At 65.9% G+C, this 26,927-nt stretch carries 25 protein-coding genes, 1 other RNA gene and 1 pseudogene; 12 read left to right on the top strand and 15 right to left on the bottom strand.

Going from position 1 to position 26,927, the window contains the following annotated elements; all coding sequences use genetic code 11:
* Window positions 1–10: 10 nt before the first annotated feature.
* The 10 genes and pseudogenes from BGI51_RS02320 to osmE all read right to left on the bottom strand — a co-directional run bounded on the left by BGI51_RS02320 (window position 11) and on the right by osmE (window position 11,537).
* Window positions 11–1,369, bottom strand: coding sequence for a nucleobase:cation symporter-2 family protein (locus BGI51_RS02320; protein WP_187980184.1), 1,359 nt, complete (start codon window positions 1,367–1,369; stop codon window positions 11–13).
* 108 nt (window positions 1,370–1,477) lie between these two features.
* Entirely contained in the window at window positions 1,478–2,203 is a 726-nt protein-coding gene (locus tag BGI51_RS23940) for a methyl-accepting chemotaxis protein (RefSeq protein ID WP_405046303.1), read from the bottom strand.
* Between the two features lie 132 nt (window positions 2,204–2,335).
* Window positions 2,336–3,199 (bottom strand): annotated as a pseudogene (locus tag BGI51_RS23935) (HAMP domain-containing protein); the annotation flags it as partial.
* Window positions 3,200–3,529: 330 nt separating this feature from the next.
* On the bottom strand, window positions 3,530–4,297 hold the full coding sequence (locus BGI51_RS02310) for an ATP-binding cassette domain-containing protein (RefSeq protein ID WP_042137188.1): 768 nt from the start codon (window positions 4,295–4,297) through the stop codon (window positions 3,530–3,532).
* Window positions 4,297–5,379, bottom strand: coding sequence for an ABC transporter permease (locus BGI51_RS02305; RefSeq protein ID WP_133862568.1), 1,083 nt, complete (start codon window positions 5,377–5,379; stop codon window positions 4,297–4,299). The genes BGI51_RS02310 and BGI51_RS02305 overlap by 1 nt, the downstream gene beginning before the upstream one ends.
* Before the next feature lie 106 nt (window positions 5,380–5,485).
* The gene (locus BGI51_RS02300; RefSeq protein WP_007162077.1) at window positions 5,486–6,514 is read right to left on the bottom strand and encodes a sugar ABC transporter substrate-binding protein; all 1,029 of its coding nucleotides are present in this window, start codon (window positions 6,512–6,514) and stop codon (window positions 5,486–5,488) included.
* 63 nt (window positions 6,515–6,577) lie between these two features.
* A complete protein-coding gene (locus tag BGI51_RS02295) occupies window positions 6,578–7,771 on the bottom strand; it encodes a maltoporin (RefSeq protein ID WP_133862567.1) in 1,194 nt (397 codons plus the stop codon).
* Between the two features lie 473 nt (window positions 7,772–8,244).
* Window positions 8,245–10,080, bottom strand: coding sequence for a dihydroxy-acid dehydratase (ilvD, locus tag BGI51_RS02290; RefSeq protein WP_133862566.1), 1,836 nt, complete (start codon window positions 10,078–10,080; stop codon window positions 8,245–8,247).
* 404 nt (window positions 10,081–10,484) lie between these two features.
* Window positions 10,485–11,006 carry a hypothetical protein gene (locus BGI51_RS02285; RefSeq protein ID WP_132832850.1) on the bottom strand — a complete coding sequence of 174 codons (522 nt, stop codon included), beginning with the start codon at window positions 11,004–11,006 and terminating at the stop codon, window positions 10,485–10,487.
* Between the two features lie 192 nt (window positions 11,007–11,198).
* Window positions 11,199–11,537, bottom strand: coding sequence for an osmotically-inducible lipoprotein OsmE (gene osmE / locus BGI51_RS02280; protein WP_133862565.1), 339 nt, complete (start codon window positions 11,535–11,537; stop codon window positions 11,199–11,201).
* A gap of 279 nt (window positions 11,538–11,816) precedes the next feature.
* Between osmE and BGI51_RS02275 the strand changes: the two genes are divergently transcribed.
* Window positions 11,817–13,037, top strand: coding sequence for an N-acetylmuramoyl-L-alanine amidase (locus BGI51_RS02275; protein WP_133862564.1), 1,221 nt, complete (start codon window positions 11,817–11,819; stop codon window positions 13,035–13,037).
* Entirely contained in the window at window positions 13,034–13,438 is a 405-nt protein-coding gene (locus BGI51_RS02270; protein ID WP_133862563.1) for a hypothetical protein, read from the top strand. Before BGI51_RS02275 ends, BGI51_RS02270 begins: the two co-directional genes overlap by 4 nt.
* A 7-nt stretch (window positions 13,439–13,445) precedes the next feature.
* On the opposite strand, the gene BGI51_RS02265 is transcribed toward BGI51_RS02270, so the two are convergent.
* Window positions 13,446–14,099: a sulfite oxidase-like oxidoreductase gene (locus tag BGI51_RS02265; protein ID WP_187980183.1), complete on the bottom strand. Its 654-nt coding sequence runs from the start codon at window positions 14,097–14,099 to the stop codon at window positions 13,446–13,448.
* Window positions 14,100–14,247: 148 nt separating this feature from the next.
* Here BGI51_RS02265 and BGI51_RS02260 point away from each other — a divergent pair, with 148 nt between their 5' ends.
* Complete coding sequence (locus BGI51_RS02260; RefSeq protein ID WP_133862561.1) at window positions 14,248–14,484, top strand: DUF2171 domain-containing protein; 237 nt, start codon at window positions 14,248–14,250, stop codon at window positions 14,482–14,484.
* A gap of 62 nt (window positions 14,485–14,546) precedes the next feature.
* Here BGI51_RS02260 and BGI51_RS02255 read toward each other — a convergent pair whose 3' ends face one another.
* From BGI51_RS02255 to BGI51_RS02240, 4 genes are read right to left on the bottom strand one after another with little or no spacing between them, the layout of a single operon-like run.
* A complete protein-coding gene (locus BGI51_RS02255; protein ID WP_133862560.1) occupies window positions 14,547–15,119 on the bottom strand; it encodes a BON domain-containing protein in 573 nt (190 codons plus the stop codon).
* A complete protein-coding gene (locus BGI51_RS02250; RefSeq protein ID WP_007162067.1) occupies window positions 15,116–15,709 on the bottom strand; it encodes a phosphoheptose isomerase in 594 nt (197 codons plus the stop codon). The genes BGI51_RS02255 and BGI51_RS02250 overlap by 4 nt, the downstream gene beginning before the upstream one ends.
* Before the next feature lie 32 nt (window positions 15,710–15,741).
* Complete coding sequence (locus tag BGI51_RS02245) at window positions 15,742–16,116, bottom strand: YraN family protein (RefSeq protein ID WP_183632876.1); 375 nt, start codon at window positions 16,114–16,116, stop codon at window positions 15,742–15,744.
* Window positions 16,113–17,900: a penicillin-binding protein activator gene (locus BGI51_RS02240; protein ID WP_187980182.1), complete on the bottom strand. Its 1,788-nt coding sequence runs from the start codon at window positions 17,898–17,900 to the stop codon at window positions 16,113–16,115. Before BGI51_RS02240 ends, BGI51_RS02245 begins: the two co-directional genes overlap by 4 nt.
* A 123-nt stretch (window positions 17,901–18,023) precedes the next feature.
* On the opposite strand from BGI51_RS02240, the gene rsmI reads away from it, so the two are divergent.
* The 9 genes from rsmI to mraY all read left to right on the top strand — a co-directional run bounded on the left by rsmI (window position 18,024) and on the right by mraY (window position 26,926).
* Window positions 18,024–18,875, top strand: coding sequence for a 16S rRNA (cytidine(1402)-2'-O)-methyltransferase (rsmI, locus tag BGI51_RS02235; protein ID WP_187980181.1), 852 nt, complete (start codon window positions 18,024–18,026; stop codon window positions 18,873–18,875).
* Window positions 18,876–18,940: 65 nt separating this feature from the next.
* An RNA gene (gene rnpB / locus BGI51_RS02230) (RNase P RNA component class A) lies at window positions 18,941–19,296 on the top strand.
* A 287-nt stretch (window positions 19,297–19,583) separates the two neighbouring features.
* Window positions 19,584–20,039 (top strand): division/cell wall cluster transcriptional repressor MraZ, encoded by a 456-nt coding sequence (gene mraZ / locus BGI51_RS02225; protein ID WP_007162063.1) that lies wholly within the window; start codon window positions 19,584–19,586, stop codon window positions 20,037–20,039.
* Between the two features lie 2 nt (window positions 20,040–20,041).
* On the top strand, window positions 20,042–20,983 hold the full coding sequence (rsmH, locus tag BGI51_RS02220) for a 16S rRNA (cytosine(1402)-N(4))-methyltransferase RsmH (protein WP_187980180.1): 942 nt from the start codon (window positions 20,042–20,044) through the stop codon (window positions 20,981–20,983).
* The gene (ftsL, locus tag BGI51_RS02215) at window positions 20,980–21,273 is read left to right on the top strand and encodes a cell division protein FtsL (RefSeq protein ID WP_059315975.1); all 294 of its coding nucleotides are present in this window, start codon (window positions 20,980–20,982) and stop codon (window positions 21,271–21,273) included. Before rsmH ends, ftsL begins: the two co-directional genes overlap by 4 nt.
* Before the next feature lie 59 nt (window positions 21,274–21,332).
* A complete protein-coding gene (locus tag BGI51_RS02210) occupies window positions 21,333–23,018 on the top strand; it encodes a peptidoglycan D,D-transpeptidase FtsI family protein (RefSeq protein WP_437179444.1) in 1,686 nt (561 codons plus the stop codon).
* Complete coding sequence (locus BGI51_RS02205) at window positions 23,015–24,484, top strand: UDP-N-acetylmuramoyl-L-alanyl-D-glutamate--2,6-diaminopimelate ligase (RefSeq protein ID WP_187980179.1); 1,470 nt, start codon at window positions 23,015–23,017, stop codon at window positions 24,482–24,484. The genes BGI51_RS02210 and BGI51_RS02205 overlap by 4 nt, the downstream gene beginning before the upstream one ends.
* Window positions 24,477–25,844, top strand: coding sequence for a UDP-N-acetylmuramoyl-tripeptide--D-alanyl-D-alanine ligase (locus BGI51_RS02200; RefSeq protein ID WP_187980178.1), 1,368 nt, complete (start codon window positions 24,477–24,479; stop codon window positions 25,842–25,844). The genes BGI51_RS02205 and BGI51_RS02200 overlap by 8 nt, the downstream gene beginning before the upstream one ends.
* Window positions 25,844–26,926 carry a phospho-N-acetylmuramoyl-pentapeptide-transferase gene (mraY, locus tag BGI51_RS02195; protein WP_007162057.1) on the top strand — a complete coding sequence of 361 codons (1,083 nt, stop codon included), beginning with the start codon at window positions 25,844–25,846 and terminating at the stop codon, window positions 26,924–26,926. Before BGI51_RS02200 ends, mraY begins: the two co-directional genes overlap by 1 nt.
* Window position 26,927 lies beyond the last annotated feature (1 nt).

The following is a 26,927-nucleotide window of genomic DNA, read 5'->3' as shown; positions in this document are numbered from 1 at the left end:
AAAAGGGCGTCTAGCCGGGGGTCTTGGGCGTTTCCGGCAGGAACCAGTTCATCAGCAGGGCGCACAGGCCGCCGGTGGCGACGCCGGATTCCAGCACCGCTCTCAGGCCGGCCGGCATATGGGCGAGAAATTCCGGTACCTGGGAAATGCCCAGGCCCAGCGCCAGGGACACGGCGATGATCAGCAGCGCGCGTCGGTCCAGCTCGACACTGGCGAGGATGTTGATCCCCGAGGCGGCGACCGCGCCGAACATCACCATGGCCGCGCCGCCGAGCACCGGCTCGGGCACTGCCTGGATCACTCCGGCCACCGCCGGGAACAGCCCCAGCAGGACCAGGATGGCGGCGATCCACAGGCCGACATGGCGACTGGCGATGCCGGTCAGCTGGATCACCCCGTTGTTCTGGGCGAACACCGAACTGGGAAAGGTGTTGAACAGCCCGGCCAGCAGCGAGTTGGCGCCGTTGACCAGCACCCCGCCCTTGATCCGCTGCATCCACAGCGGACCTTCCACCGGTTCGCGGGAGACCTTGCTGGTGGCGGTGATGTCGCCGATGGCCTCCAGCGAGGTCACCAGGTAGATCACCAGCAGGGGCACGAACAGCGACCAGGAAAAGCCCAGGCCGAAGTGCAGCGGCAGGGGGATCTGCACCCAGGCGGCCTCGTGCATGCCGGTGAAATTCAGCCGGCCCAGCCAGGCCGCGAGGGCGTAGCCCAGCAGCAGGGCGACGACGATGGCGCTGCTGCGCAGACCGCGCAACGGAAGGCGATTGAGCACCACGATGGTGGCCAGTACGGTGCCCGACAGCAGCAGGTTCTCGCCATTGGCGAAGGTGCCATTGCCCAGTGCCGCGAAGCCGCCGCCCATGCTGATCAGGCCGACCTTGATCAGCGTCAGGCCGATCATCAGCACCACGATGCCGGTCACCAGCGGGGTGATGAGGCGCTTGACGAAGGGCAGCACCCGCGACACCCCCATCTCGACGAAGGAACCGGCCATGACCACACCGAAGATGGCCGCCATCACGGCTTCCACCGGGGTGCCATTCTTGACCATCAGGGCGCCACCGGCGATCAGCGGGCCGACGAAGTTGAAGCTGGTGCCCTGGACGATCAGCAAGCCGGCGCCGAAGGGCCCGAAGCGGCGACACTGGACGAAGGTGGCGATGCCGGAGATCACCAGCGACATGGACACGATCAGGTTGGTGTCGCGCGGCGAGACGCCCAGGGCCTGGCAGATCAGCAGACCGGGGGTGACGATGGGCACGATGATCGCCAGCAGGTGCTGGATGGCCGCGAGCAGGGCGATCAGCGGGCGCGGTCGGTCCTGGGGACCATAGAGCAGTTCGGAGCGGGAAGGCTGGGACATGGGCGGAGTCGTCGCGGAAAAAGCGCCGATCTTACCGGATGCCCGCCCCGTGGAGCAGGGTCTTCGGCCGGGACGCAGCCGGCCCGAGGGGCGGCTGCGCCTGAGGGGTTACAGGATGAAGCGGGCCACGTCGCGATTGAGGTCGGCGGCGTGATGCTGCAGGGAGCGCGACTGGCGTTCCGAATCCTCGGCGCCGCTGGCCAGGGTGTCGCCGAGGCCCTTGATGGTGATGACGTTGCGGGTGATCTCCTCGGTGACCGAGGTCTGCTCCTCGGCTGCCGTGGCGATCTGCAGGGACATCTCGGAGATGACGCCGGCACTCTGGGCGATTTCTTCCAGGGCGCTGGAGGCGCGTTCCACGTCGGCGACGCTGCGCTCGGCGATGGCCATGCTGCTGTCCATGCGCTGCACCGCCTGGCGGGTCATCTGCTGCAGGGTGCCGATGGTCTCGTTGATCTCCCGGGTCGAGGCCTGGGTTCGCTGCGACAGCGTCCGCACCTCGTCGGCGACCACCGCAAAGCCCCGGCCGTGCTCACCGGCGCGGGCTGCTTCGATGGCCGCGTTGAGCGCCAGCAGGTTGGTCTGCTCGGCGATGCTCTGGATGCTGTCCAGCACCTTGGCGATGGCCTGGGAGTGATGGTCCAGTTCGCCAATGACCCGGGTGGCGTCGTCCACTTCCCGCGCCAGGCTGTTGATGGATTCCTTGCTGGTCTGCACCAGGGTCAGGCCCTGGGCGGTGCTGTCGGAGGACTGGCGGATGGCCTCGGCGGTCTGCTCGGCATTGCGGGCGATCTCCTGGGTGGCGGACGCCATTTCCGTAACGGCCGTGGCCACCAGGGTGATCTCCTGCTGCAGGCGACCCAGCTCCTGGGTGGCCGCGGCGCTGCGCTGCAGGACCTTCTGCGATTCGGCGTCGACGCTCTGGGCATGCTGGCGCACGCCACCGATCAGGCCGTGCAGGCTGGCCACGAACTGGTTGAAGTGGCCGGCCAGACCGCCGACCTCATCGGTGCTCTGCACGGCGATGCGGCGGGTCAGATCGCCCTGGCCCTCGGCGATCACCTGCAGGCCGCTCGAGACCACACCCAGGGGCCGGAGCAGATAGCTGCACAGCAGGTTGATGAGCAGCAGCGAGCCACCCAGCACCACGGCCAGGATGGCGAGGCTGATCCACAGCTGGCGTTGCAGCGGCGCCATGAGCACGCCGCTGTCGACGATCATCACCAGAGTCTCGCCATTGTGATTCATGGGCGCGGCATAGAGGCGCTGGCCGGCGACGGTGTCGACATGGCGCTCGCCGGGCGCCTGGGCCAGGCGCTGGAGGGTGTCCGCGTCGAGCTGGGGAAAGAGCTCGGTGATCGGCTTGGCCAGCAGGGCGGCGTCCTCGTGGCCCAGGACGATGTTCTGGCCGTTGACCAGCACGGCGCTGCCGGCGCCCGGCAGTTGCACGCGCTTGAGCTGGTCGAGGATGTCGCTGATGCTGACGTCCGCGCCAAGGATCGCCGTGGTCTTGCCCGCCGACTGCAGCGCCCAGCCCAGCGACAGCACATTCTGCTTGGTTGCCGCCGCCACGGTGGGAATGGAAAAGAACACCTTGCCGGGATTCTGCTGCGCCTGCTGGTACCACAGCCACTTGCGCGGATCGTTGTTGTCCGGCGGCAGCTGGACGCCATTGGCATTGACCTGGCTGCCATCAGGCCGGGCATAGAAGACGTTGTCGAAGCCGCCGGAGTTCTTGACTTGATTGAGCCCGGCCGGGAGGTTCGCCTCCTGGGTGTCGGCGGCCAGGGCGCCCAGCGCCGCGGCCTTGCCGTCCAGCCACTGGCGCACCCCGCCGTTGAAGACGAAGCTGACCGTCTTCAGCTGCTCGACCGTGGAGGCTTCCAGCGCCGTGCGGGTATTGAAGAAGTTGATGGCGGTCAGACCCACCCCCACGACCAGGACGGCCGCGGTGGCAGACAGCGAGAGTTTCTGTTTCAACGACAAGGCAGGCACGGCGAGGCAACTCCGACAGTTATTTGTCAGACTTTATCGGTGCCTGCCGGAGATAACTTGAGCGGCCAGTCAGGTTTTTCCTGTCGGGCCGGATCATGGGCGATCAGGCAGGCCCCGGGTCTCCCGCTCAGCCGTGGGCTGGGAAACCCTGGGCCTGGCCTGTGCCTAGGCGGCCACCGTCTGGGCGCCGGTCATCAGCGCCACGGCGTCGGCCATGGAGTGCTGGCGCGGATCGATCACCGTCAGCCGGCGACCCAGGCGATGGATGTGGATGCGATCGGCGATCTCGAACACATGGGGCATGTTGTGGGAGATCAGCACGATGGCGATGCCGCGGGCACGCACGTCGAGGATCAGCTCCAGCACCTTGCGCGACTCCTTCACCCCCAGCGCCGCCGTGGGTTCGTCGAGGATGATCACCTTGGAACCAAAGGCGGCCGCCCGGGCCACGGCCACGCCCTGGCGCTGACCACCGGACAGGGTCTCCACCGCCTGGTTGATGTTCTGGATGGTCATCAAGCCCAGTTCGGAGAGCTTTTCCCGGGCGATGCGCTCCATTTCCTTGCGGTCCAGGGTGCGGCAGAGGGTGCCCAGCAGTCCCGGCTTGCGCAATTCGCGACCGAGGAAGAGGTTGTCGGCGATGGACAGCGCCGGCGACAGTGCCAGATTCTGGTAGACCGTCTCGATGCCGGCCCGCCGCGCCGCGATGGGCGAGGCGAACTGCACGGGCTGGCCCTCGAAGCGGATCTCGCCTTCATCGGGCCGCAGGGCACCGGAGATGGCCTTGATCAGCGAGGACTTGCCGGCGCCGTTGTCGCCGATCACGGCGAGGATCTCGCCGGGCAGCAGGTCGAAGTCGGCATGGTCGAGGGCGGTGACGCGGCCGTAGCGCTTCACCAGGCCACGGGCCATGAGCAGGGGTTCGGTAGTCATCAGCTGGCCGCCTTTCTGATCCATTGGTCGATAGCCACGGCCGCGATGATGAGCGTGCCGATCAGCAGATAGGTCCATTGCACATCGGTGCCCAGCAGCCGCAGGCCGAGGGCGAAGACGCCGACGATCAGGGCGCCGAACAGCATGCCGAGGATGGAGCCGCGGCCGCCGAACAGCGAGATGCCGCCGATCACCACGGCGGTGATGGACTCGATGTTGGCGAATTGGCCAGCGGTGGGCGAGACCGAGCCGATGCGGCCGATCAGCACCCAGCCGGCGAAGGCGCAGATGAGCCCCGACAGCCCGTACACGGTGATCAGCATGCGGCGGACGTTGACCCCGGCCAGCGCCGCGGCCTCGGGATCGTCGCCCACGGCATAGAGGTGCCGACCCCAGGCGGTGTGGTTGAGCACGTACCAGAGCAGGGCGACCAGCACCACCAGGGCGATCACGCCATAGGTGAAGACCGCGCCCCCCAGGCGGAAATTGTCGCCGAACACCTGCAGCAGCGGCGCGGTCGCGCCAATTTCCTGGGCGCGGATGGTCTCGTTGCGCGAATAGAGGAAGTTGGCCGCGAGCACGATCTGCCACATGCCCAGGGTGACGATGAAGGGCGGCAGCTTGATGCGGGCGATCAGCCAGCCGTTGGCCATGCCGCACAGGGTGCCCACCGCCAGGCCGCAGAGGATCGACAGCTCCACCGGCAGGCCGTAGCGGAAGGTGAACTGGCCCATGACCACCGAGGACAGCACCATGATGGCGCCCACCGAGAGGTCGATGCCGGCGGTGATCACTACCAGGGTCTGGGCCGCGCCGACGATGCCGGTGATGGCGACCTGCTGCAGGATCAGGGTGAGGGCGAAGGCGGAAAAGAATTTGCCGCCCAGCAGGGCACCGAAGATGGACAGCGACAGCAGCAGCACCAGCAACGAGACCGCCGAGGGGCGCGAATGCAGGAAGTGACGGAATTTGACCAGCGGGCTGCGCTCGTCACGGGCGAAGGAGGCGACCTCCGTGGCACTGTGCTTGAGCACCTGTTCGAAGGGCTGGCCGGACGGGGAGGGCGAGGTCGGATCGCTCATGGCAATCTCCTGAGAGCGGGAAAGCGGCCGAGAGTCGATCGCCCGCGCCGGCGCGGCAGGCGCTCAGGCGGGGCGATTGATCTGCTCTAGCCTGGACGAGAGGTCATCAGCCCCAGCATTTCTGCAGGGCGGTCTTGCTGTCGATGGACTGGATGCCGGGGACCGGCTTGTCCGTCACCAGCTTCACGCCGGTGTCGACGAAGCTCTTGCCTTCGGTGGGCGTCGGCTTCTTGCCGGTGTCGGCAAAGGTCTTGATCGCCTCGATGCCCAGTGCCGCCATCTGCAGCGGGTACTGCTGGGAGGTGGCGCCGATGACGCCGTCGGCGACGTTGTGCACGCCCGGGCAGCCGCCGTCGATGGAGACGATCAGCACGTCCTTCTCGCGACCCACGGCCTTGAGCGCCTCGTAGGCACCCGCGGCGGCCGGTTCGTTGATGGTGTGCACCACGTTGATGGTCGGGTCCTTCTGCAGCAGATTCTCCATCGCTGCGCGACCGCCTTCTTCGTTGCCGTTGGTCACGTCGTGGCCGACGATGCGCGGATCGGTCTCGTCGCCGATACGGCTCTGGTCCTTGGGATCGATGCCGAAGCCGAGCATGAAGCCCTGGTCGCGCAGGACGTCCACCGAGGGCTGGGAGGCGTTCAGGTCGAGAAAGGCCACCCGGGCGTCCTTGGCCTTGTCACCCAGGGTTTCCCGCGCCCACTGGCCGATCAGCTTGCCAGCCAGCAGGTTGTCCGTGGCGAAGGTCATGTCGGCGGCGCTCACCGGGTCCAGCGGGGTGTCCAGGGCGATCACCAGCAGGCCGGCTTCGCGCGCCTTCTGCAGGTTGGGCACGATGCCCTTGGTGTCCGAGGCGGTGATGAGGATGCCCTTGGCGCCGTCGGCGATGCAGGTCTCGATGGCGGCCACCTGGCTTTCGCTGTCGCCGTCGATCTTGCCGGCGTAGGCCTTGAGCGTCACCCCCAGCTCCTTGGCCTTGGCGGTGGCGCCTTCCTTCATCTTGACGAAGAAGGGATTGGTATCGGTCTTGGTGATGAGACAGGCGGAAACGGGGGCTGCCTGGGCGGTGCCGCTGGCGAGGGCGGCAGCCAACAGGCAACCGGCGAAGGACGCGAGGGAGACGGTTCTTTTCATTGTTGTGCGCTCAGGTTCGGAGACAGGAACGCGACCGGCAGAACGCCGGTCGCGGTGGAGCTGTTACCACCACTGCTCGACTTGGAAGCCGATGTTGGAGCCGTGCAGATCGTTGCCGAAGTTGCCGGTGCTCGACAGCGTGGAGCCGGCGTCGAAATCATCGGCTGCCTGCTGGGCTGCCCGGTTCCAGGCGGCGTAGGTGTAGAACAGACGGAATTCGGGACGGGTCTTGAATTCCGGACCCTTGGGCGACCAGGTCGGTGCCAGGGTCAGCTTGGTCAGCTTGCGGGTGCCGCCGGGAGCCTGCACCTGGTCATGACCCAGCTCGGTGGAGAACTTGAACTGGTCGCTGATGCCGTACACCAGACGGCCACCCAGCGAGGTCCAGCGCAGGTCGTTGCCATTGGGACGTTCGTCCTTCTGGTAGACCGCGGCGACCTGGCCACCCCAGTAGCGGCTGATCTGCCAGTCGAAGAAGTCCACCACGCGGTAGGAGACGTCCGAACTGCTCAGGGTCGGATCGCCGGTGCTGCCCAGAGCGGTGCCTGGGCCCTGGCCGCGCTGCACGGCAAAGGTGTTCACGCCACCCCAGCCCATGAAGTTGGCCTGCTTGTGCTGCAGCGTCACCGCGATGCCGCTGTTGGCATTGGGCTGGTTGGTGGGCTTGTCCAGGTAGCTGACGCCGATTTCCAGCGAGCCGTTCGGATTGGTGTTGAAGCCGGCGACGTTGAAGTCGAAGCGGTTCTGGAAGTCCTTCTGGTTCTGGTTGTCCTTGCGCGAGAAGGCCACGCTGTATTTCAGGCCGCCGATGTTGACGTCCTCGATACCGCCGCCGGTGGCGCTCTGGTTCCAGTAGAAGAAGTCGGAGATGTGGATGTCGTTCCGCTTGTAGTAGCGGCGACCGGCCCAGACGTTACCGCCGTTGAGGGCAGCGACATTGTTCCAGTAGGCATAGGCCTGGGGCAGGCGAATCTGACCGTTGTCACCATTGAAGGTCGGCGTGCGATCGTACTGGTTGTAGAGGCTGGCCATGCCGAAGACGCCCACGGCGGAGCCGTCGTCCAGGGTCAGGAAGTCCTGCTTGGCGGCAAATTCACCGTACTGTTCGCATTCGTTACCCAGACGATACTTGGACTGGGCGCCCTGCAGCTTGAAGCAGCGCATCGAATTGGAACCGGAGGAGTCTCCCAGGCCGGCGCGGAAATAACCGGTGGTTTCGAAGGCGTGTGCTGCGGGGATCAGGAGCAGGGTGCTCATCAAGGACGCGACCGAAACCCTGGCCAAGGGGATAGCCTTTTTCTTATTCATTTATGTTCCCTGTTTATTGTTGTTGTGTAACTCAGTGCCTGGCCAGCACCTGATCCGCCGTGCTCGAGCGGAAGATCGGTATAGGTGTGACCATTGGAAACCAACCTGACTACAAACTTATCGCTGAATCAATTCAGCGGCAGACGGAGGGTAGCCTTTGATCACTCAACGGCCTAGCGGGTCGATTACAGCGAGGTGTGAGCTGAATCACAGGCTGTGCTTCTGCAAAAATAGCAAGCCAAGCAACTGTGGAACCCCTCTGGAATGGGGTCATGGCGAGCGCTGCTCCAGGTGAAGGAGCGGTAGGCGAAGCGCAGAGGAAAGGACGCGAGCGGAAGGGCGAAATAGAGCGGAGAAAGCCGGCGGGAAGGTGGGGCGGAGCGTCCGAGGGACGGCGGATGCCGTCCCTCGGAACCTGCGAATCAGCCCAGCAGGGCCTTGTCGCGCACGCCGCCCTTGTCGGCACTGGTGGCCAGCAGGGCGTAGGCCTTGAGCGCGGTGGTCACGCGGCGGGCACGGGGTTGTGCCGGCTTCCAGCCCAGCTTGTCCTGCTCGATGCGGCGGTGGGACAGCTCTTCGTCACTCACCAGCAGGTTGATGCTGCGCTGGGGAATGTCGATCAGCACCTTGTCGCCATCCCGCACCAGGCCGATGGCACCGCCCGCCGCGGCTTCCGGCGAGGCATGGCCGATGGACAGGCCCGAGGTGCCGCCGGAGAAGCGACCGTCGGTGAGCAGGGCGCACTGCTTGCCCAGGCCCTTGGACTTCAGGTAGCTGGTGGGGTAGAGCATCTCCTGCATGCCCGGGCCGCCCTTGGGCCCTTCGTAGCGGATGATGACGATGTCGCCGGCCTTGACCTCGTCGGCGAGGATGCCGCGCACCGCCGCGTCCTGGCTTTCGAAGACCTTGGCATTGCCCTCGAACACATGGATGGATTCATCCACGCCGGCGGTCTTCACCACGCAGCCGTCCAGGGCGATGTTGCCGTAGAGCACGGCCAGACCGCCTTCCTGGGAATAGGCATGCGCGACACTGCGGATGCAGCCCTCGGCGCGGTCGTCGTCCAGGGTGTCATAGCGAGTCGCCTGGCTGAAGGCTTCCTGGGTCGGGATGCCGGCGGGACCGGCACGGAAGAAGGTCTTCACCGCCTCGTCCTGGGTCAGGGTGATGTCCCACCGCTCGATGGCTTCGCCCAGGGTCCGGCTGTGCACGGTGGGCAGATCGGCATGCAGGAGACCGCCGCGGGCCAGTTCGCCGAGGATGCTGAAGATGCCCCCGGCGCGGTGCACGTCTTCCATGTGGTACTTCTGGATGTTCGGCGCCACCTTGCACAGCTGCGGCACCTTGCGCGACAGGGCATCGATGTCGCGCAGATCGAAGTCCACCTCCGCCTCCTGGGCGGCGGCCAGCAGGTGCAGGATGGTGTTGGTCGAGCCGCCCATGGCGATGTCCAGGGTCATGGCGTTCTCGAAGGCCGCATGGCAGGCAATGTTGCGCGGCAGCGCCGACTCGTCGTTTTCCTGGTAGTAGCGACGGCACAGCTCGACGATGGTGCGGCCGGCCTGCAGGAACAGCTCCTTGCGGTCGGCGTGGGTGGCCAGGGTCGAGCCGTTGCCGGGCAGGGCCAGGCCGAGGGCCTCGACCAGGCAGTTCATGGAGTTGGCGGTGAACATGCCCGAGCAGCTGCCACAGGTGGGGCAGGCGCTGCGTTCGTATTCGGCGACCTTCTCGTCGCTGGCCGAGCTGTCGGCGGCGATGACCATGGCGTCCACCAGGTCCAGGCCATGGCTGGCCAGCTTGGTCTTGCCGGCTTCCATGGGGCCACCGGAGACGAACACCACCGGGATGTTCAGGCGCAGGGCGGCCATCAGCATGCCGGGGGTGATCTTGTCGCAGTTGGAAATGCACACCAGGGCATCGGCGCAGTGGGCATTGACCATGTATTCCACGGCGTCGGCGATGATCTCGCGACTCGGCAGCGAATAGAGCATGCCGTCGTGGCCCATGGCGATGCCGTCGTCCACGGCGATGGTGTTGAATTCCTTGGCCACGCCGCCAGCCTTCTCGATCTCCCGGGCGACCAGCTGGCCGAGGTCCTTGAGATGGACATGGCCCGGCACGAACTGGGTAAAGGAGTTGGCGATGGCGATGATGGGCTTCTTGAAGTCTTCGTCCTTCATCCCGGTGGCGCGCCAGAGCGCCCGGGCGCCGGCCATGTTGCGGCCCTGGGTGGAGGTTTTCGAGCGATAGTCAGGCATGAAGCGTCTCTCCGAGGCGGCTTTCTAGATCACGGTTCTGGTCATCGTGAGCGCAGACGAGGCACGGTGCAAACGCGGAGTGACGGTTGCCGGGCCGGAGGGCGGCCACGCCATGCGGGATCTCCACAGGGGCTGCCAGGGCTCACGAACCCGCCGGAGGATGCTGGCGGAGGGGAATTCGGATCATACACCCGGGCGCCAGCACTGCACAGCAGGCCGGCGTCCAAGGGGTAGGACTTGCCTGAAAGTCGCCGAGCGATGGTCAGGCAAGGCAAAAATCCGTGAGGAAGCGGATCGGACTCGCGCTCGATTTCACGAAGGGTAAATGAGCATTCCGATCGGACTGGCGACCCAGCGGATTTTTAACGCCGCATGACCGAGCGCAGGCACTTTTCAGGCAAGGCCTAGGGCGCTTCCTGTTCGCCGTCGGGGGCGTCTTCCAGATATTCGTCCATGGGCTCCTGGCCGGCCAGGGTCTTGAGACTCAGGTCCACGGCTTCGGGCAGGGTGATGTCGACGCGCTGCTTGTCGCTGCCTTCCAGCGAGGACTCGTAGCTCAGCGCATGGCGCAGGTGGCCGTTCTCGAGGATGGCGCCGACACTGGCCAGCTGGGCGGCAGCTGGAGCCAGGCGCTCGAGGGCGGCCTTGGGCCAGGTGGCCTCGACGGTCGCGTTGCAGGTATAGAAGCCTGCTTCGCCGCTGTCCGAGGGTTCTTCCTGGGTCTTGATGTCGACCAGCGACACCTGGCCGGCTTCCAGCGCAGGCTGGCCGGCGGCGATGTCGTCCGCATAGATCTCGTTGATGGTCTGGGCGTATTGCTGACGGACCAGCTCGGCGGTCTTGGCCGCATCGCAACTGTAGTCATAGCCACCGCAGCCAGTCAGGGAAAGCACCGCAGCTGTGAGTATGAGGTGACGTCTGGACATGCCTGAATTCCTTGGAACGATGGGTAGAACCTGGCGGCGCTGGCCGCGCCTGCGTCGATCCACAGTGCAGGAGGTTGGCGCAGCGATCGGGAATGGCGAGGGCCCATGGTGCTGCCGCTCGCCCATCCTGTCCATCAGACGCCGCCAGCGTCCTTCAGGACACCCGGCCTGGCCGGCCGGTCAGCTCCCGGCTCAGGCGCGATCGGCGCTTTCGCAGGTCTCGAAGTCCTTGCTGTCGACGCGGTTCATGCTATCGAAGCCGATCGAATAGACCTGCTCCTTGCCATCCTTGTTGAGCACATAGTTGTTGCAGGTGCCGGGACGGAATTTGCGGGTATAGGTGCTCGACGGGGTGCCACCGAGGCGCAGCACGTCAGCCTTGCTCATGCCCTTGTCCACCTGCTTCACCAGCGGTTGCTCGCGAAATTCGACACGGCCCACGGTGTAGTCGGCGGTGTTCTTCACCGAGGAGCAGCCCGCCAGCACGGTGCCAGCCAGCAGCGCGGTCGCGACAGCAATCTTCTTGTTCATGGTGTGATTCCTTCAAAGGCGGAAGTGCCTGACACTTCGACGATGGCGGCGCCGATAAATTCGCTCTCCGTCGCACTTCTCGCGGTTTGTCACTTTGACGGACCGGCTGCTGGCCTCGGCAAGTGACTGTATCTAAAGCTGATTCTGCAAACGAACGCTATGCCCCCGTTTTCTAAGGATTATTTTGTCCGAATGGCAGTTGACAGAGACCAGGCGGCAAGCGATCTTTAGCGTTATGTTGTAACTTCCCAGCCGTTTCTCGTTTCTCGCGAGGACCTCATGAATCGCCGTCGTCTGCTCAATCTGATCCTGGCTGGCATGACCTTGCCCGTCGGGTTGCCGGCGTTTGCCGCCCGGCAGCAACTCAAGGGTGCCCGGGCCTGGCAGGATGCCGAGAAGCTCCGCCTGGTCTTCGATCTCACCGGACCGGTGCGCTACAAGACCTTCACCCTGGTCGCGCCGGATCGCATCATTCTCGATCTCGCCGATACCCAGGCCCCCGCGGTGCTCAATCACCTCGCCCTGCAGGGATCGCCGGTGCGCGCCGTGCGCAGCGCTCACTATGGCGCCCAGGACACCCGGGTGGTGCTGGAGCTGGCCCATCCGGTAGAGGTGGAAAGCTTCATCCTTGGTCCGGGCGAAGGCGCGGCCAATCGTCTGGTGCTCGATCTCAAGCGCGCCGGAGCGCCGGTGGTGGCTGCCCGCAAGCCGGCCGACGCCGAGCCGCCACTGGAGGTCAAGCGCGGCAAGGGCCTGGCCACGGGTCGCGACATCATGGTGGTGGTCGATGCCGGTCACGGCGGCAAGGACCCGGGTGCGCTGAGCGCCCGGGGCGATCGGGAAAAGGACATCGCCCTGATCGTGGCGCAGAATCTGGCGCGCCGCATCAACCTGCAGAAGGGCTTCAAGGCCAAGCTGGTGCGCAACGACGACTTCTTCGTGCCGCTGCGCAAGCGCGTCGAGGTCGCCCGCAGCTACAACGCCGACATGTTCGTCTCGGTGCATGCCGATGCCGCGCCGCGGCGTACCGCCTATGGCGCCTCGGTCTATGCCCTGTCCGAGGGTGGCGCGACTTCCACCACGGCACGCTTCCTGGCCGACAGCGAGAACAACGTCGACCTGATCGGCGCCAACGAGATTCTCAAGGGGCGCGATCCCATGCTCGCCGGTGTGCTGCTGGACATGTCGATGAACGCCACCATCTCGTCGAGCCTGGACCTGGGCCACAAGGTGCTGGGGCAATTGTCGAGCATCACCAACCTGCACCAGAAACGAGTGGAGCAGGCGGGCTTCGCTGTGCTCAAATCGCCGGATATCCCCTCGATCCTGGTCGAGACGGGCTTCATTTCCAATGATCGCGACTGCCGGCGCCTGCTCGACAGTCGCCACCAGAAGCAGCTGGCCGATTCGATCTTTGCCGGTCTGCATGGCTATTTCCAGGAGCGCCCCCCGCTGGGCACCTACCTGGCCAGCCTCAAGAACACCCAAGGAGTGACATGAGTTTGCAAGACAAGGCGCGTCGTTACTGGCGCGTGGTGGTGCTGGTGATAGGTGCGCTCTGTATCGTGGCCGGACTGATCGGCTACGGTCAGGGCGGGCGCGACAAGCAGGGCAGTGCCCAAGAAGGCTTCGTCAACAAGGTCTGGCAGATCAAGACCAGCAACAGCATCGAGCCGGGGATGCTCTACGTCTTCCTAAGCGACGGCACCCTGGTGATGGCGTCGCCGAGCAGCCAGCCCTCCCTGGGCCGCTGGACGCGCACCGAGAAGGGCCTGAACATGATCGAGGAAGGCATCACCTATCCCACGGAAATCCTCAGCCTCAGCCGCGACGAATTCCGTATCCGCAGCCTCAATCCCGGCGATCCGGTAGAGCTGCAGCTGGCCCCGGCGGCGCACTGAGGCGCCTTCAGGCGTCCTCGGAATAGCGCTGCTCCTGCCAGGGATCGCCGCGGTCGTGATAGCCGCGCATTTCCCAGAAGCCAGGCGTGTCGCCGACCCGGAAGTCGATGCGCCTGAGCCACTTGGCGCTTTTCCACAGATAGAGATGCGGGATCAGGGCCCGTACCGGCCCCCCGTGCTCGGCCGTCAGCGGCTGGCCTTCCCAGCTGTGCACCAGCATGGCGCCCGGCGCGGCGAAATCGGCCAGCGGCAGATTGGTGATGTAACCGTCATGGCTGTGCAGGAGCACATGGGTCGCCTCGTCCCGCGGCTGCACCTCGTCGAGCAATTCTGCTATCGGCAGACCGATCCAGCGATTGTCATAGCGTGACCAGGTGGTGACGCAATGCATGTCGCTGACCGTCTCGGTAGTCGCCCGCGCGGCGAAGGTCTCCCAGTTCCAGCGCAGCGTCTTGCGGACCGCGCCGGTCACCGCCAGTTGCCAACGCTCCCGGCTGACCTCCGGGCGGATGCCCAGATCCAGGACCGGCCAGTTGCTGACGCGGTGCTGGCCAGGTGGCAGACGCTCGCTTTCCGCACGCGCACCCTGGCCGGTGAGGAAACGTCCCTCCTGGGCCCAGCGCTCCTTGGAACGGGTCAGCTTGCTCGGCTCGTCGCTCATCGATGGATCCTCTTCACAGGTCGCGGGCTTCTGACCGTCATGATGGCCTTTCGTCGGCATGGGCCGAACCCAGACGACGTCTTGCGCCTCCTATCCTGCAGGCACTCAGAGAGGCGCCTCCTTTTTCTTAACCTGCCGGAGAACCACCATGGTAGATGCAACCCAGATCAAAGAGCATGCGGAAGTTGTCGGTTCGGACGGCCAGCACGTGGGCACCGTCGACCATATGGAAGGCGCCGATCGCATCAAGCTGACCAAGCGCGATCAGGATGCCGATGGCAAGCATCACTACATTCCGCTGAGCTGGGTCCAGTCGGTGGATGGCAGTCAGGTACGCCTGTCCAAGACCCGTGACGAGGCCGAAAGCGAGTGGCAGGCTGCCTGAGGCACGCCGCCCAATAAAAAGCCCCGTTGATGCGGGGCTTTTTATTGGGCGGCGAATAGGGATCAGTTGATGTATTCGAACAGCTTGACGATGCGCTGCACGCCCGAGACGCTCTGGATCAGTTGCACGGCATGGGCGCCTTCCTGCTGGGTCACCAGGCCCAGCAGATAGACGATGCCGTTCTCCGTGACCACCTTGATGCGCGAACCGGGGATGTCTTCATCGGCGAACATCTGGGTCTTGATGCGGGTGGTCAGCCAGGAGTCGTTGCTGCGTGCCAGCAGCGAGGAGTTGCCGGTCACCTGCAGTTCGTTGTGCACCGTCTTGACCCGCTGCACGCTGCGCACGGCCTGTTCGGCCTGGGCCTTGAGATCGGCGCGCGGCGTCTGGCCGGCGATCAGCACCACGCCGTTGTAGCTCACCACCACGATGTGCGAACTGGCCAGATCGGGGTTGGCCTTGGAGATGTTGACCGAGGCCTTGGTCTCGATCAGGGCGTCGTCCACGGTACTGCCCAGGGTGCGGGTGCCGCGGTTGTCGTCGATGGGCTTGTCGCGGCTGGCGGTGACCACGTTGCTGCAGCCGGCGACCGCAAAGGACAGCGCCAGGATGGCGAGCAGGGGAGCCTTCTTCATTCTTCGCTTCCAAACAGTTGCTGATCGATCTGGTCGCACAGGCAGTGGATCACCAGCAGGTGCACTTCCTGGATGCGGGCGGTGACCTTGGCAGGCACGCGAATCTCGACGTCTTCGGGCAGCAGCAGGGAGGCCATGCCGCCGCCGTCGCGGCCGGTGAGGGCGACCACGGTCATCTCGCGGTCGTGAGCAGCCTGGATCGCCTGGATCACGTTGGCCGAATTGCCGCTGGTGGAGATGGCCAGGAGGATGTCGCCCGGCTGACCCAAAGCGCGGATCTGCTTGGAGAACACCTCGTTGTAGCTGTAGTCGTTGGCGATGGAGGTCAGCGTCGAGGTGTCGGTGGTCAAGGCCAGGGCCGGCAGGCTGGGCCGCTCGCGCTCGAAGCGATTCAGCAATTCCGAGGAGAAGTGCTGGGCGTCGCCGGCGGAGCCGCCATTGCCGCAGGTGAGAATCTTGCCTTCGTTGAGCAGGGCCGCAACCATGACCTGGCTGGCCAGATCGATATGCGGAATCAGGACTTCCATGGCCTGACGCTTGGTTTCGATGCTGTCCCGGAAGAGTTTCTGGATGCGGGCGTGGGTGTCCATCGCGATATCTTTGACCTGTGCTGTGGAGGGCCTCAGGCGTCGAAGGCCTGTTTGATCCATTCGAGTGCCTGAGGGGACGCGTCGGCCCCGGGGCCGATCGCGATCACGTCGAAACGACAGGGCCGCTTGGCCCAGCGCGCTTCGGATTGCAGAAAGAGGGCGGCGCTGTTGACCAGTCGCTGCCGCTTGCGGGCATCTATGCTTTCCGCGGCGCCGCCCCAGGCGGTGTGCCTGCGGGCGCGTACCTCGACGAATACTACTGTATCGCCGTCGAGCATGACCAGATCGAGCTCGCCACCCTGCCAGCGCCAGTTGCGGGCGATCAGCCGCAGGCCGCGCGTCTGCAGGAACTGCAGGGCGCGATCCTCGGCTTGCCTGCCGCGCTGGAGATGCGGCGCCTGCTTCACGGGGTGCTGAGCGAAGCCGGCACGCTGGTGGTGGGCAATGGTGCATTGTTGGCCGGCAGCGGCTGGGCCACGCCGTTGCGGAATTCCGCCCAGGGCAGGTGACGCACCACGCGCTGGTCGGGCGCCACGCTCAGATTGCCGGACAGGCCCGGCAGTTCGGAGTTGGGCAGGGCCTTGAGCTGCTGCAGGTGCAGCGCCAGCAGGTAGGCATCGGCGCCCATGGCATAGAGCCGACCGATGCTGGTGCCGGCCTGCGGCCATTGGGCGGTGATCTTGGCGCGCAGCGGATTGCTCGGGTCGAGCAGCCAGGGGGTTTCGCAGAACAGGATGCCGTTGAGATCCTGGTTCACGCCGGGTTCGTTGACGCCACTGTTGAGGTTGGAGGTGGCATATACCGGCAGATCACGGGCGTTCTGGTAGACCAGGATTGGCTTGATCTGGCGGGCCTGGGCCGGGGTCGAGGCGAGGAAGATGAAGTCCATGCCCTGGCGCATCTGCAACAGGCTGGTGATGCGATTGGCGATCTCGACCGGTTGGCCGATGCGCTCGGCGGCCACCAGGCGACCGCCCAACTGCTGCCACTCGTTCTGGAAGGCGGCCAGCACGCGGGTACCCCAGTCACCCTGGGGCACCATGGCGCCGGCACTGCGCTTGCCGTCGGCCCAGGCCCGGCGCGCGGCTTCGCGGGCCTCGTCCTCGGCGGCCAGGCCGAACTGGAAGAGTTGCGGCGGCTGGGCGCCCTGGCTGTCGCCATAGTTCAGCGCCAGGGTATTGATCGGCAGTTGCGGGCGATCGCCCAGCTGCTTGACGAAGTTCTTCTCCAGCGGGCCGACCACCAGCTGGATGCCGGCGGCCTGGGCCTGGCGGTAGAAGGCGTCCAGCGAACCCATCTGGGTGCTGTCGTAGACGGTCACCGCCGGGGCGCTCTGGCCGGCGGCCAGGGCTTCGTAGCGGGCGGCCATGAAGCCGTCCTGCAACGCGCGCGAGACGCCGGCGAGCTGGCCCTGCAGGGGCAGCAGCAGGGCGACGCGATTGAGCGGTTCCCGCGCCAGGGTCTTCAGGCGCTCCAGGTCATCGGGCAGATTGCGCGCGGCGGGATGGCCGGGGTTCTGCTTCTGCCATTCCTCGATGGCGGCGAGCTGCTGATCCAGCGCCAGGTTACCGCGGGTGATGGCGGCCAGCGCCAGCCAGCCATTGAGGTCGGCGTCCTTCACGCTCTGGCGCAACTGCGCGTCCGGCAGGCTGGTTACCAGCTGCCAGATCTGCTCGCGGTTGTCATGGGCGGCGTCGCCGTCCAGCAGCGGGCCGAGGAAGATGCGTTCTTGGGCGGCGGCGAGCGGCTGGCCGTTGGCGGCCTGGGCCGCGGCCTTGGTCAGGCCGCTGCGGATCTGCTGCTGGGCCGGCAGTTCGCCCAGTTGGGCGAAGCTCGGGTGGTCGAAACGCTTGAGCGACTGGGCCGGCTGCTTGTCGAGCAGGTCGAGCTGGGCCAGCAGGGTCTGGGCAAACATCTGCTGTGCCGGCTTGAGGCCTTCGATATTGATGGAGCCGAGGATCTGCCGCGCTTCGCGGGAATTCTGCTGGGCATAGGCCTTGTCGGCGGCGGTCAGGCGCAGCAGATTGGCCTGCTCGGACTGACTGGAGCCGGCCTGATTCAGCAGCTGCTCGATGCTCGCCTGGCTGGACTGGGGCAGGTCGCCGAGGGCGTTGTTGACGGGCGAGCTGCTGCAGGCGGCGAGCAGGGCGAAGGCGGTGGCGCAGAGCAGCGGACGCAGGCGGAACTTCATGCTGTGGTTCCTGAGCAAAAGTCTGGAAAGGGGGCGATTGTCTCACAGCACCCAAGCGCTGCGAACGCCGAGGGCGAGAGCGGCGTACACTGTTGGGCTATTTCCAGTCCGTCAGGTTTCATCATGATTTCGCCGGGTACTCTTTATGTGGTTGCCACGCCCATCGGCAACCTGGACGACATCACCGCCCGCGCGCTCAAGGTCCTGCGCGAAGTGGCCCTGATCGCCGCCGAAGACACCCGTCATTCGGCGCGGCTGCTGCGTCATTTCGGCATCGAGACGCCGCTCGCGGCCTGTCACGATCACAACGAACGCGATGCCGGTGGCCGCTTCATCAGCCGGCTGCTGGCGGGGGAAGACGTCGCCCTGATCTCTGATGCGGGCACGCCGCTGATTTCCGATCCGGGCTTTCACCTGGTGCGGGCGGCGCGCGCCCAGGGCGTCCGGGTCTCGCCGATTCCCGGCGCCTGCGCCCTGGTCGCGGCGCTGTCGGCGGCCGGTCTGCCCTCGGATCGCTTCAGCTTCGAAGGTTTCCTCCCGGCCAAGGCGGTAGGCCGGCAGGGACGCCTGGCGGCGCTGCGCGAAGACCCGCGCACACTCATCTTCTACGAGGCGCCCCATCGGATCGAGGATTGCGTGGCCGACATGGTGAGCACCTTCGGGCCTGAGCGACACATCGTCCTCGGGCGCGAATTGACCAAGACCTTCGAGACCCTGCGCGGCCTGCCCGCCGGCGAGCTGTTGGCCTGGATCCGCGCGGATCTGGATCAGCAGCGCGGCGAGTGCGTACTGCTGGTGGGTGGCTGGGCGGCGCCGGAGGACGCGGAGGTCGATGCCGAGACCCTGCGCATCCTCGATCTGCTGCTGGCCGAGCTGCCGATCAAGCGCGCCGCTGCTCTGGCCGCCCAGATCACCGGCGCGCGCAAGAACCAGCTCTATCAGCTGGCCCTGGAGCGCAAGGGCGAGCCGGGCTGAGTCAGGGTGAATTAGTGGGCATCTTTCCTTGTTATCCGCCCCAGTCTCTATACCCTTGCGCCGCGAGAGCCGACCGGGCAGTCGCTGTCGTGATCCGCAAGGGTTGCGAGGGAGGAAAGTCCGGGCTCCATAGGGCGAGGTGCCAGGTAACGCCTGGGAGGCGTGAGCCTACGGAAAGTGCCACAGAAAATAACCGCCTAAGCGCGCAAGCGCCGGTAAGGGTGAAAAGGTGCGGTAAGAGCGCACCGCACGGCTGGCAACAGTTCGTGGCTAGGTAAACCCCACCTGGAGCAAGACCAAATAGGAATCCATAGGCGTGGCCCGCGCTGGATTCGGGTAGGTCGCTAGAGGCAATCAGCGATGGTTGTCCCAGAGGAATGACTGTCCTCGACAGAACCCGGCTTACAGGTCGGCTCTCGCACCCCTCCCTCCTGGCCTCTGCGCCCGGGGTCTGAGACCTCTTCTTAAGACATCACTTTAATCAATTGAGCCAATCAATTGACTTCATTTCCGTTTGTCGGAAATCGATGTCGTTCGTCCTGGCCGTGAACTCGTGCAATTTGCTCGAAATCCCCGTCCCACGCGGCCTGGCTACCCCCTCGCTTACCTTGACTGAAAGCGGCCCTCCTCAATATAGTGGCGGCCGGTGGTACGAAGTGGGGCGAAGTGGGATTTAATGGCAAGGACAGCCTATTAGAGGACGCGAAATTGTTCCGGGGAGCGAACGCCATCAGTCTCGACGCCAAGGGGCGCGCCGCGATGCCGAGCCGGTATCGTGACGAGCTGTTGGAGCGTTGTGCCGGCCAGCTCATCGTGACGATCGATGCCGTCGACCCCTGCCTTTGCGTCTATCCACTCCCGGAATGGGAAATCATCGAAAGCAAGCTGCGGCAGTTGCCCTCGCTGCGTGAGGAGACTCGCCGCCTGCAGCGCTTGCTGATCGGCAATGCGGTGGATCTGGAGCTCGACGGCAGTGGCCGTTTCCTGGTTCCGCCGCGCCTGCGTGAATACGCCAAGCTGGACCGGCGCGTGATGCTGGTCGGTCAGCTCAACAAGTTCCAGTTATGGGATGAGGACGCCTGGAGTGCCGTGTGCGACGCGGATCTCCTGGCGATTAAGGAACCCGGCGGTATGCCGGATGAAATGCGCGATTTGATCCTGTGACCATGAACCCAGTCTTCCACCACGTCTCCGTTCTTCTGGACGAGGCCGTACAGGCGTTGGCCATCCAGCCTGCCGGCCGTTATCTGGACGGCACCTTCGGCCGCGGCGGACACAGCCGGGCCGTGCTGCGCCTGCTGGGTGGAGAAGGGCGGCTGCTGGGCTTCGACAAGGATCCCCAGGCGATCGCCGCCGGCCAGGCCCTGGCCGCGGAAGATCCCCGCTTCGAGATCGTCCAGCGCAGCTTCGCCGAACTGGGTGATGAGCTCGTCAGCCGTGGCTGGTCCGGCCAGGTCGATGGCGTGCTGCTGGATCTGGGCGTGTCCTCGCCCCAGCTCGACGATCCCGAGCGCGGTTTCAGCTTCATGCAGGACGGCCCCCTGGACATGCGCATGGATCCGAGTCGGGGGCAGAGTGCCGCCGCCTGGATCGCCACGGCGCCCGAGGCCGACATCGCCCAGGTATTCAAGGAATTCGGCGAAGAGCGTTTCGCCAAGCGCATGGCGCGCGCCGTGGTGCAGCGTCGTGAAGTCCAGCCCTTCGAACGTACCGGCGACCTGGCCAAGGTGCTCACCGAGGCCAATCCGGCCTGGGAAAAGGGCAAGCATCCTGCTACCCGTGCCTTCCAGGGGCTGCGTATCTACATCAATCGCGAACTGAGCGATCTGGAGCAGGGCCTGCAGGCGGCCTACGAGCAACTGGCCGTGGGTGGCCGGCTGGTAGTGATCAGCTTCCACTCGCTGGAAGACCGCATCGTCAAACAATTCATGCGCCGATTGGCCAAGGGCGAGGCCGACCAGCTGCCGCGCGACCTGCCGATCCGCGCCACGGTCTTCGAGCCCTCGCTGCGCCTGCTGGGCAAGCCGGCCTATGCCAGCGAAGCCGAACTGGCCGCCAATCCCCGCGCCCGCAGCGCCGTGATGCGCGTTGCCGAGAAGCTGAAATGAGCCGGCTCTTCGTCAAGAAACTGCCCCTGGGCAGCAGCGTCATGCTGGTGCTGTTCGTCGGTGTACTGCTGTCGGCGGTAGCCGTGGCCTATAGCGCCCACTGGAATCGCCAGCTGCTCAACACCCTCTATGGCGAGATGGCCATCCGCGACAAGGCCCAGGCCGAATACGGTCGGCTGCTGCTGGAGCAGAGCACCTGGACCGCACACAGTCGTGTCGAGGCCCTGGCCAGCGGCCAATTGCAGATGCGCATTCCCGATCCGACCGAAATCCGGATGGTCAATCCGTGAAAGGCCTGATCGCGCGCCTGCCATGGCGCTTCAGCCTCATTATCGGGCTGTTGCTGGTCATGGTCGGCACCATCATCTGGCGCATCGTCGATCTGCACGTGATCGACCGGGCCTTTCTGAAGGGGCAGGGCGATGCGCGCAGCGTGCGCACCATCCCCATTCCCGCACACCGTGGCCTGATCACCGATCGCAACGGCGAGCCCCTGGCCGTGAGTACGCCGGTCACCACCCTGTGGATCAATCCCAAGGAACTGCTGGGCGCCGAGGATCGCTGGGCGACCCTGGCCGATGCCGTCGGCCAGCCACGTGCGGAATTGGCCAAGCGCATCGAGCAGAACGCTAGCAAGGAATTCCTCTACCTGGCCCGTGGCCTGACGCCCGAGCAGGGCGAGGCGGTGATGAGCCAGGTCAAGGCGCACAAGATTCCCGGTGTCTACGACATCGAGGAATTTCGGCGTTTCTATCCGGCGGGTGAGGTGGCGGCCCATGTGGTCGGCTTCACCGATATCGACGATCACGGCCGCGAAGGCATCGAACTGGCCTTCAACGAGTGGCTGTCCGGCGTGCCGGGTCGTCGCCAGGTGGTCAAGGATCGCCGCGGTCGGCTGATCCGCGATGTCCAGGTCGCCAAGAACGCCAAGCCGGGCAATACCCTGGCGCTGTCCATCGACCTGCGGCTGCAGTATCTCGCCGCGCGCGAACTGCGCAATGCCCTGACCCAGTTCGAAGCCGAGGCCGGCAGCCTGACCATCGTCGACGTCAAGACCGGCGAGGTCCTGGCGATGGTCAACATGCCCACCTACAACCCCAACAATCGCCGCAGTCTCGAACCGGCCGCCATGCGCAACCGGGCGATGATCGACGTCATGGAGCCCGGCTCGGTGATGAAGCCGATCTCCATGACCGCGGCGCTCGCCAGCGGTCGCTGGAAGCCCACCGACAAGGTCAACGTCTATCCCGGTTCGCTGCAGATCGGTCGCTACACCATCAAGGACGTCTCCCACAGCGACGGCGCCCTGGACCTGACCGGCATCCTCATCAAGTCCAGCAACGTCGGCATGAGCAAGATCGCCTTCGACGTCGGTGGCGAGAACATCTACAACGCCATGCGCGCCGTGGGCCTCGGCCAGGACACCGGTCTGGGCTTTCCCGGCGAGCGGGTCGGCAATCTGCCCAACCATCGCACCTGGCGTCCGGCCGAGACCGCGACCCTGTCCTATGGCTATGGCCTGGCGGTAACCGCCGTGCAACTGGCCCATGCCTATTCGGTGCTGGCCAACGACGGTCGCTCGGTGCCGCTGTCCATGGTGCGCCTGGACAAGGCCCCGGCCAGCGATCAGGCGGTGGAAGAACGCGTTGCCAAGACCCTGCAGGGCATGCTGCAGCAGGTCGTGGAAGCTCCGGGCGGGGCCTTCCGCGCTCAGGTGCCGGGCTACCACGTCGCTGGCAAGAGCGGTACCGCGCGCAAGACCAGCACCGGCACCCGTGGCTATGCCGAGAATTCCTATCGCTCGCTGTTCGCCGGCTTCGGCCCCACCAGCAATCCGCGCCTGGCCGCGGTGGTGGTGATCGATCGTCCGAGCAAGGGCGGCTACTACGGTGGCGTGGTCTCGGCACCGGTGTTCAGCCGCGTGATGTCCGGCGCCCTGCGCCTGATGAACATCCAGCCGGATAACCTCCAGCCGCTGCCGGTGCAGCAGGCCCAGGCCGGCAAGCCGCTGCTGGTCGGGGAGCGTGATCGATGAGCCGCCTGCTGACCGACCTCCTGCCTGAAGCTGCCACTGCCGTCGACATCGGCGGTCTGGCACTGGACAGCCGCGAGGTCCGCCCGGGCTCGCTGTTCCTGGCCATTCCCGGTCTGCACAGCGACGGCCGTGCCCATATCGCCAGCGCTGCCGAACGCGGCGCCGCGGCCATCGCCTATGAGGCGAAGGACGCTCCCGCACTGCCGGCCCTGGACATTCCCCTGGTTGCCGTCGAGGGCCTGGCCGCGCGGCTGTCCGCCATCGCCGGTCGTTTCCATGGCGAGCCGAGCCGGCGCCTGGCGCTGGTCGGCATCACCGGTACCAATGGCAAGACCAGTGTCAGCCAGTTGATCGCCCAGGCCTGCGACCTGCTCGGTCAGCGTTGCGGCATCGTCGGCACCCTGGGTAGCGGCTTTCATGGCGCCCTCGCCGAAGGCCGTCACACCACCCCGGATGCCCTCAAGCTCCAGGCGACCCTGGCCGAACTGGCCGAGGACGGCGCCACTACCGTCGCCATGGAAGTCTCTTCCCATGGCCTGGCCCAGGGTCGGGTGGCGGCGCTGGCCTTCAAGGTCGCGGTCTTCACCAACCTGTCTCGCGATCACCTCGATTATCACGGGACCATGGCCGCCTATGGCGAAGCCAAGGCCCAACTGTTCGCCTGGCCGGGGCTCGGTACCCGCGTCCTCAATCTGGACGATGCCTTTGGCCGCGAGCTGGCGGCTCGCCCCAGTCCGGCCGCGACCCTGACCTACAGCCTGAGCGATCCGGCCGCCAGCCTCCATTGCCAGGCCATCCAGTTCGACGACCACGGCGTGCGCGCCCGGCTGGTCACCGCCCAGGGTACCGGTGAGCTGCGCAGCCAGCTGATCGGACGCTTCAACCTGAGCAACCTGCTGGCCGCCATCGGTGCCCTGCTGGGGCTCGGTCATGCGCTGGCCGACATCCTCGCCATCCTCCCGCAGCTGCAGGGCCCGGCCGGACGCATGCAGCGCCTGGGCGGCGCCGGGCGACCGCTTGTGGTGGTGGACTACGCCCACACCCCCGATGCCCTAGACAAGGTGCTCACCGCCCTGCGGCCCCATGTCGGTGCCCTGGGTCGCCTGGTCTGCGTGTTCGGCTGTGGTGGCGATCGCGATCGCGGCAAGCGGCCGGAGATGGCCGCGGTGGCTGAGCGCCTGGCCGATCAGGTGGTGGTGACCGACGACAACCCCCGTACCGAGGATCCGGCCGCCATCGTTGCCGACATCCGCGCCGGCTTCGCGCATCCCGAGCAGGTGAGCTTCGCCGGCCGGCGTGAAGCGGCCATCGCCCAGGCCGTGGCCGCGGCGACCGCCCAGGACATCGTGGTGCTGGCCGGCAAGGGCCATGAGCCCTACCAGGAAATCGCCGGTGTCCGTCATCCCTTTTCCGATCTCGACCAGGCCGAGCGGGCCCTGACCGCCTGGGAGCGACAGCATGCTTAGAACCTTCACCCTCACCGAAGTGGCCGAGGCCCTGACCGGCAATCTGCTGGGTGCCGATGCCCTGTTCGACGGCGTCGGCACCGACAGTCGCAAGGCCGTGGCCGGGCAGCTCTTCGTCGCCCTGAGCGGGCCGCGCTTCGATGGTCATGCCTATCTGGCCGACGTGGCCGCCCAGGGTGCCGCGGCAGCCTTAGTGGAGCGGGCCGTGCCCGAGGTCCAGCTGCCCCAGCTGGTGGTGGCCGATACCCGCCTGGCGCTGGGTCGCCTCGGCGCCTTCAATCGTGATCTGTTCCAGGGCAAGCTCGCTGCCGTGACCGGCTCCAGTGGCAAGACCACGGTCAAGGAGCTGCTCGCCGCCATCCTGCGTCAGCAGGGCGCCACCCTGGCCACCCAGGGTAATCTGAACAACGACCTCGGCGCGCCCCTGACCCTGCTGCAACTGGCCGCCGAGCATGCCTATGGCGTCATCGAGCTGGGTGCTTCGCATGTCGGCGACATTGCCTACACCGTGAGCATGACACGCCCGGATGTCGTTATCATTACCAATGCCGGCCAGGCCCATGTGGGCGAATTCGGCGGCGTCGATCGTATCGTCGAAGCCAAAGGCGAGATCATCGAAGGCGTGGGCGAGGCGGGCACTGTGGTGCTCAATCGCGACGACGCCGCCTTCGAGACCTGGCAGCGCCGCGCTGCCGGTCGCAGCGTCGTCGCCTTCGGCCTGGACGCCCGCGCCGATGTCCGCGCCAGCGAGGTGACCCTGGATGCCCAGGGCCGCCCGAGCTTCCTCTTGCACACTGCCCAAGGCCAGGCGCCGGTCACCCTGCAGCTGCTGGGTGCCCACAACGTCGGCAATGCCCTGGCCGCCGCGGCCGCAGCGCTCAGCCTGGGGCTGGAGCTGGCCACCATCGCCCGTGGTCTCGCCGCCGCGGCACCGGTCCAGGGCCGCACCCTGACCCGCACCAGCCAGCGCGGCGCCCAGGTCATCGACGACAGCTACAACGCCAACCCCGCGTCGGTTAAGGCCGGGATCGACCTGCTGGCTGCCCTGCCGGGCCGCCGGGTGGCGGTCCTGGGCGACATCGCCGAGCTGGGCGAGTGGACCGAGCAGGGCCATCGCGAGGTGGGCGAGCACGCCCGCGGCAAGGTGGATGCCTTCTACAGCGTCGGTCCCTCGATGGCCCATGCGGCCCGCGCCTATGGCGCCGAGGCCCGGCATTTCACCGATCGCGAACAACTGATTGAGGCCCTGGCGGACGAGGACCGGGCCGGAACCACCCTGCTGATCAAGGGATCCCGCAGCGCCGCGATGGACAAGGTCGTCGCCGCGCTCTGCGCTATCAACACCGAGGAGAAACACTGATGCTGCTGCTGTTGGCGGAGTTCCTGCAACAGTTCTACAAGGGCTTCGCCGTCTTCCAATACCTCAGCCTGCGCGGCATTCTGGGCGTTCTGACCGCCCTGTTGCTGTCGTTGTGGCTCGGCCCCTGGATGATCCGCACCCTGCAGATCCGCCAGATCGGCCAGGCCGTGCGCAACGATGGCCCCCAGTCGCACCTGTCCAAATCCGGCACCCCCACCATGGGCGGCGCCCTGATCCTGACCACCATCGGCATCAGCACCCTGCTGTGGGCCGATCTGCACAACCGTTACGTCTGGACCGTGCTGGCGGTGACCTTCCTGTTCGGCGCCATCGGCTGGGTCGACGACTATCGCAAGGTGATCGAGAAGAATTCCCGCGGTCTGCCCAGTCGCTGGAAGTACTTCTGGCAATCGGTATTCGGCCTGGGGGCGGCGATCTTCCTCTATGTCACGGCCAAGGCGCCGATCGAAACCACGCTGATCCTGCCCCTGCTGAAGAACATCGAGATCCCGCTGGGGATTTTCTTCGTTGTGCTGACCTACTTCGTTATCGTCGGCTCCAGCAACGCGGTCAACCTCACCGATGGCCTCGACGGCCTGGCGATCATGCCCACCGTGATGGTCGGCGGCGCCCTGGGCATCTTCTGCTACCTGTCGGGCAACGTGAAATTCGCCGACTACCTGCTGATTCCCTATGTGGAAGGCTCCGGCGAACTGATCGTCTTCTGCGGCGCCCTGATCGGGGCGGGCCTGGGCTTTCTCTGGTTCAACACCTATCCGGCCATGGTGTTCATGGGTGACGTCGGCGCCCTGGCGCTGGGCGCCGCCCTGGGCACCATCGCCGTGATCGTCCGCCAGGAAGTGGTGCTGTTCATCATGGGTGGCGTCTTCGTCATGGAGACCCTCTCGGTGGTCATCCAGGTTGCCTCCTTCAAGCTGACCGGCAAGCGCGTCTTCCGCATGGCGCCGATCCACCACCATTTCGAATTGAAGGGCTGGCCCGAACCGCGGGTCATCGTGCGCTTCTGGATCATCACCGTGATCCTGGTGCTGTTCGGTCTCGCCACCCTGAAACTGAGGTAAT

The organism is Pseudomonas oryzihabitans (assembly GCF_014522265.1).
GTDB classification, from domain to species: Bacteria; Pseudomonadota; Gammaproteobacteria; order Pseudomonadales; family Pseudomonadaceae; genus Chryseomonas; species Chryseomonas aestiva.
This window is presented reverse-complemented; position numbering and strand designations above follow the sequence as displayed.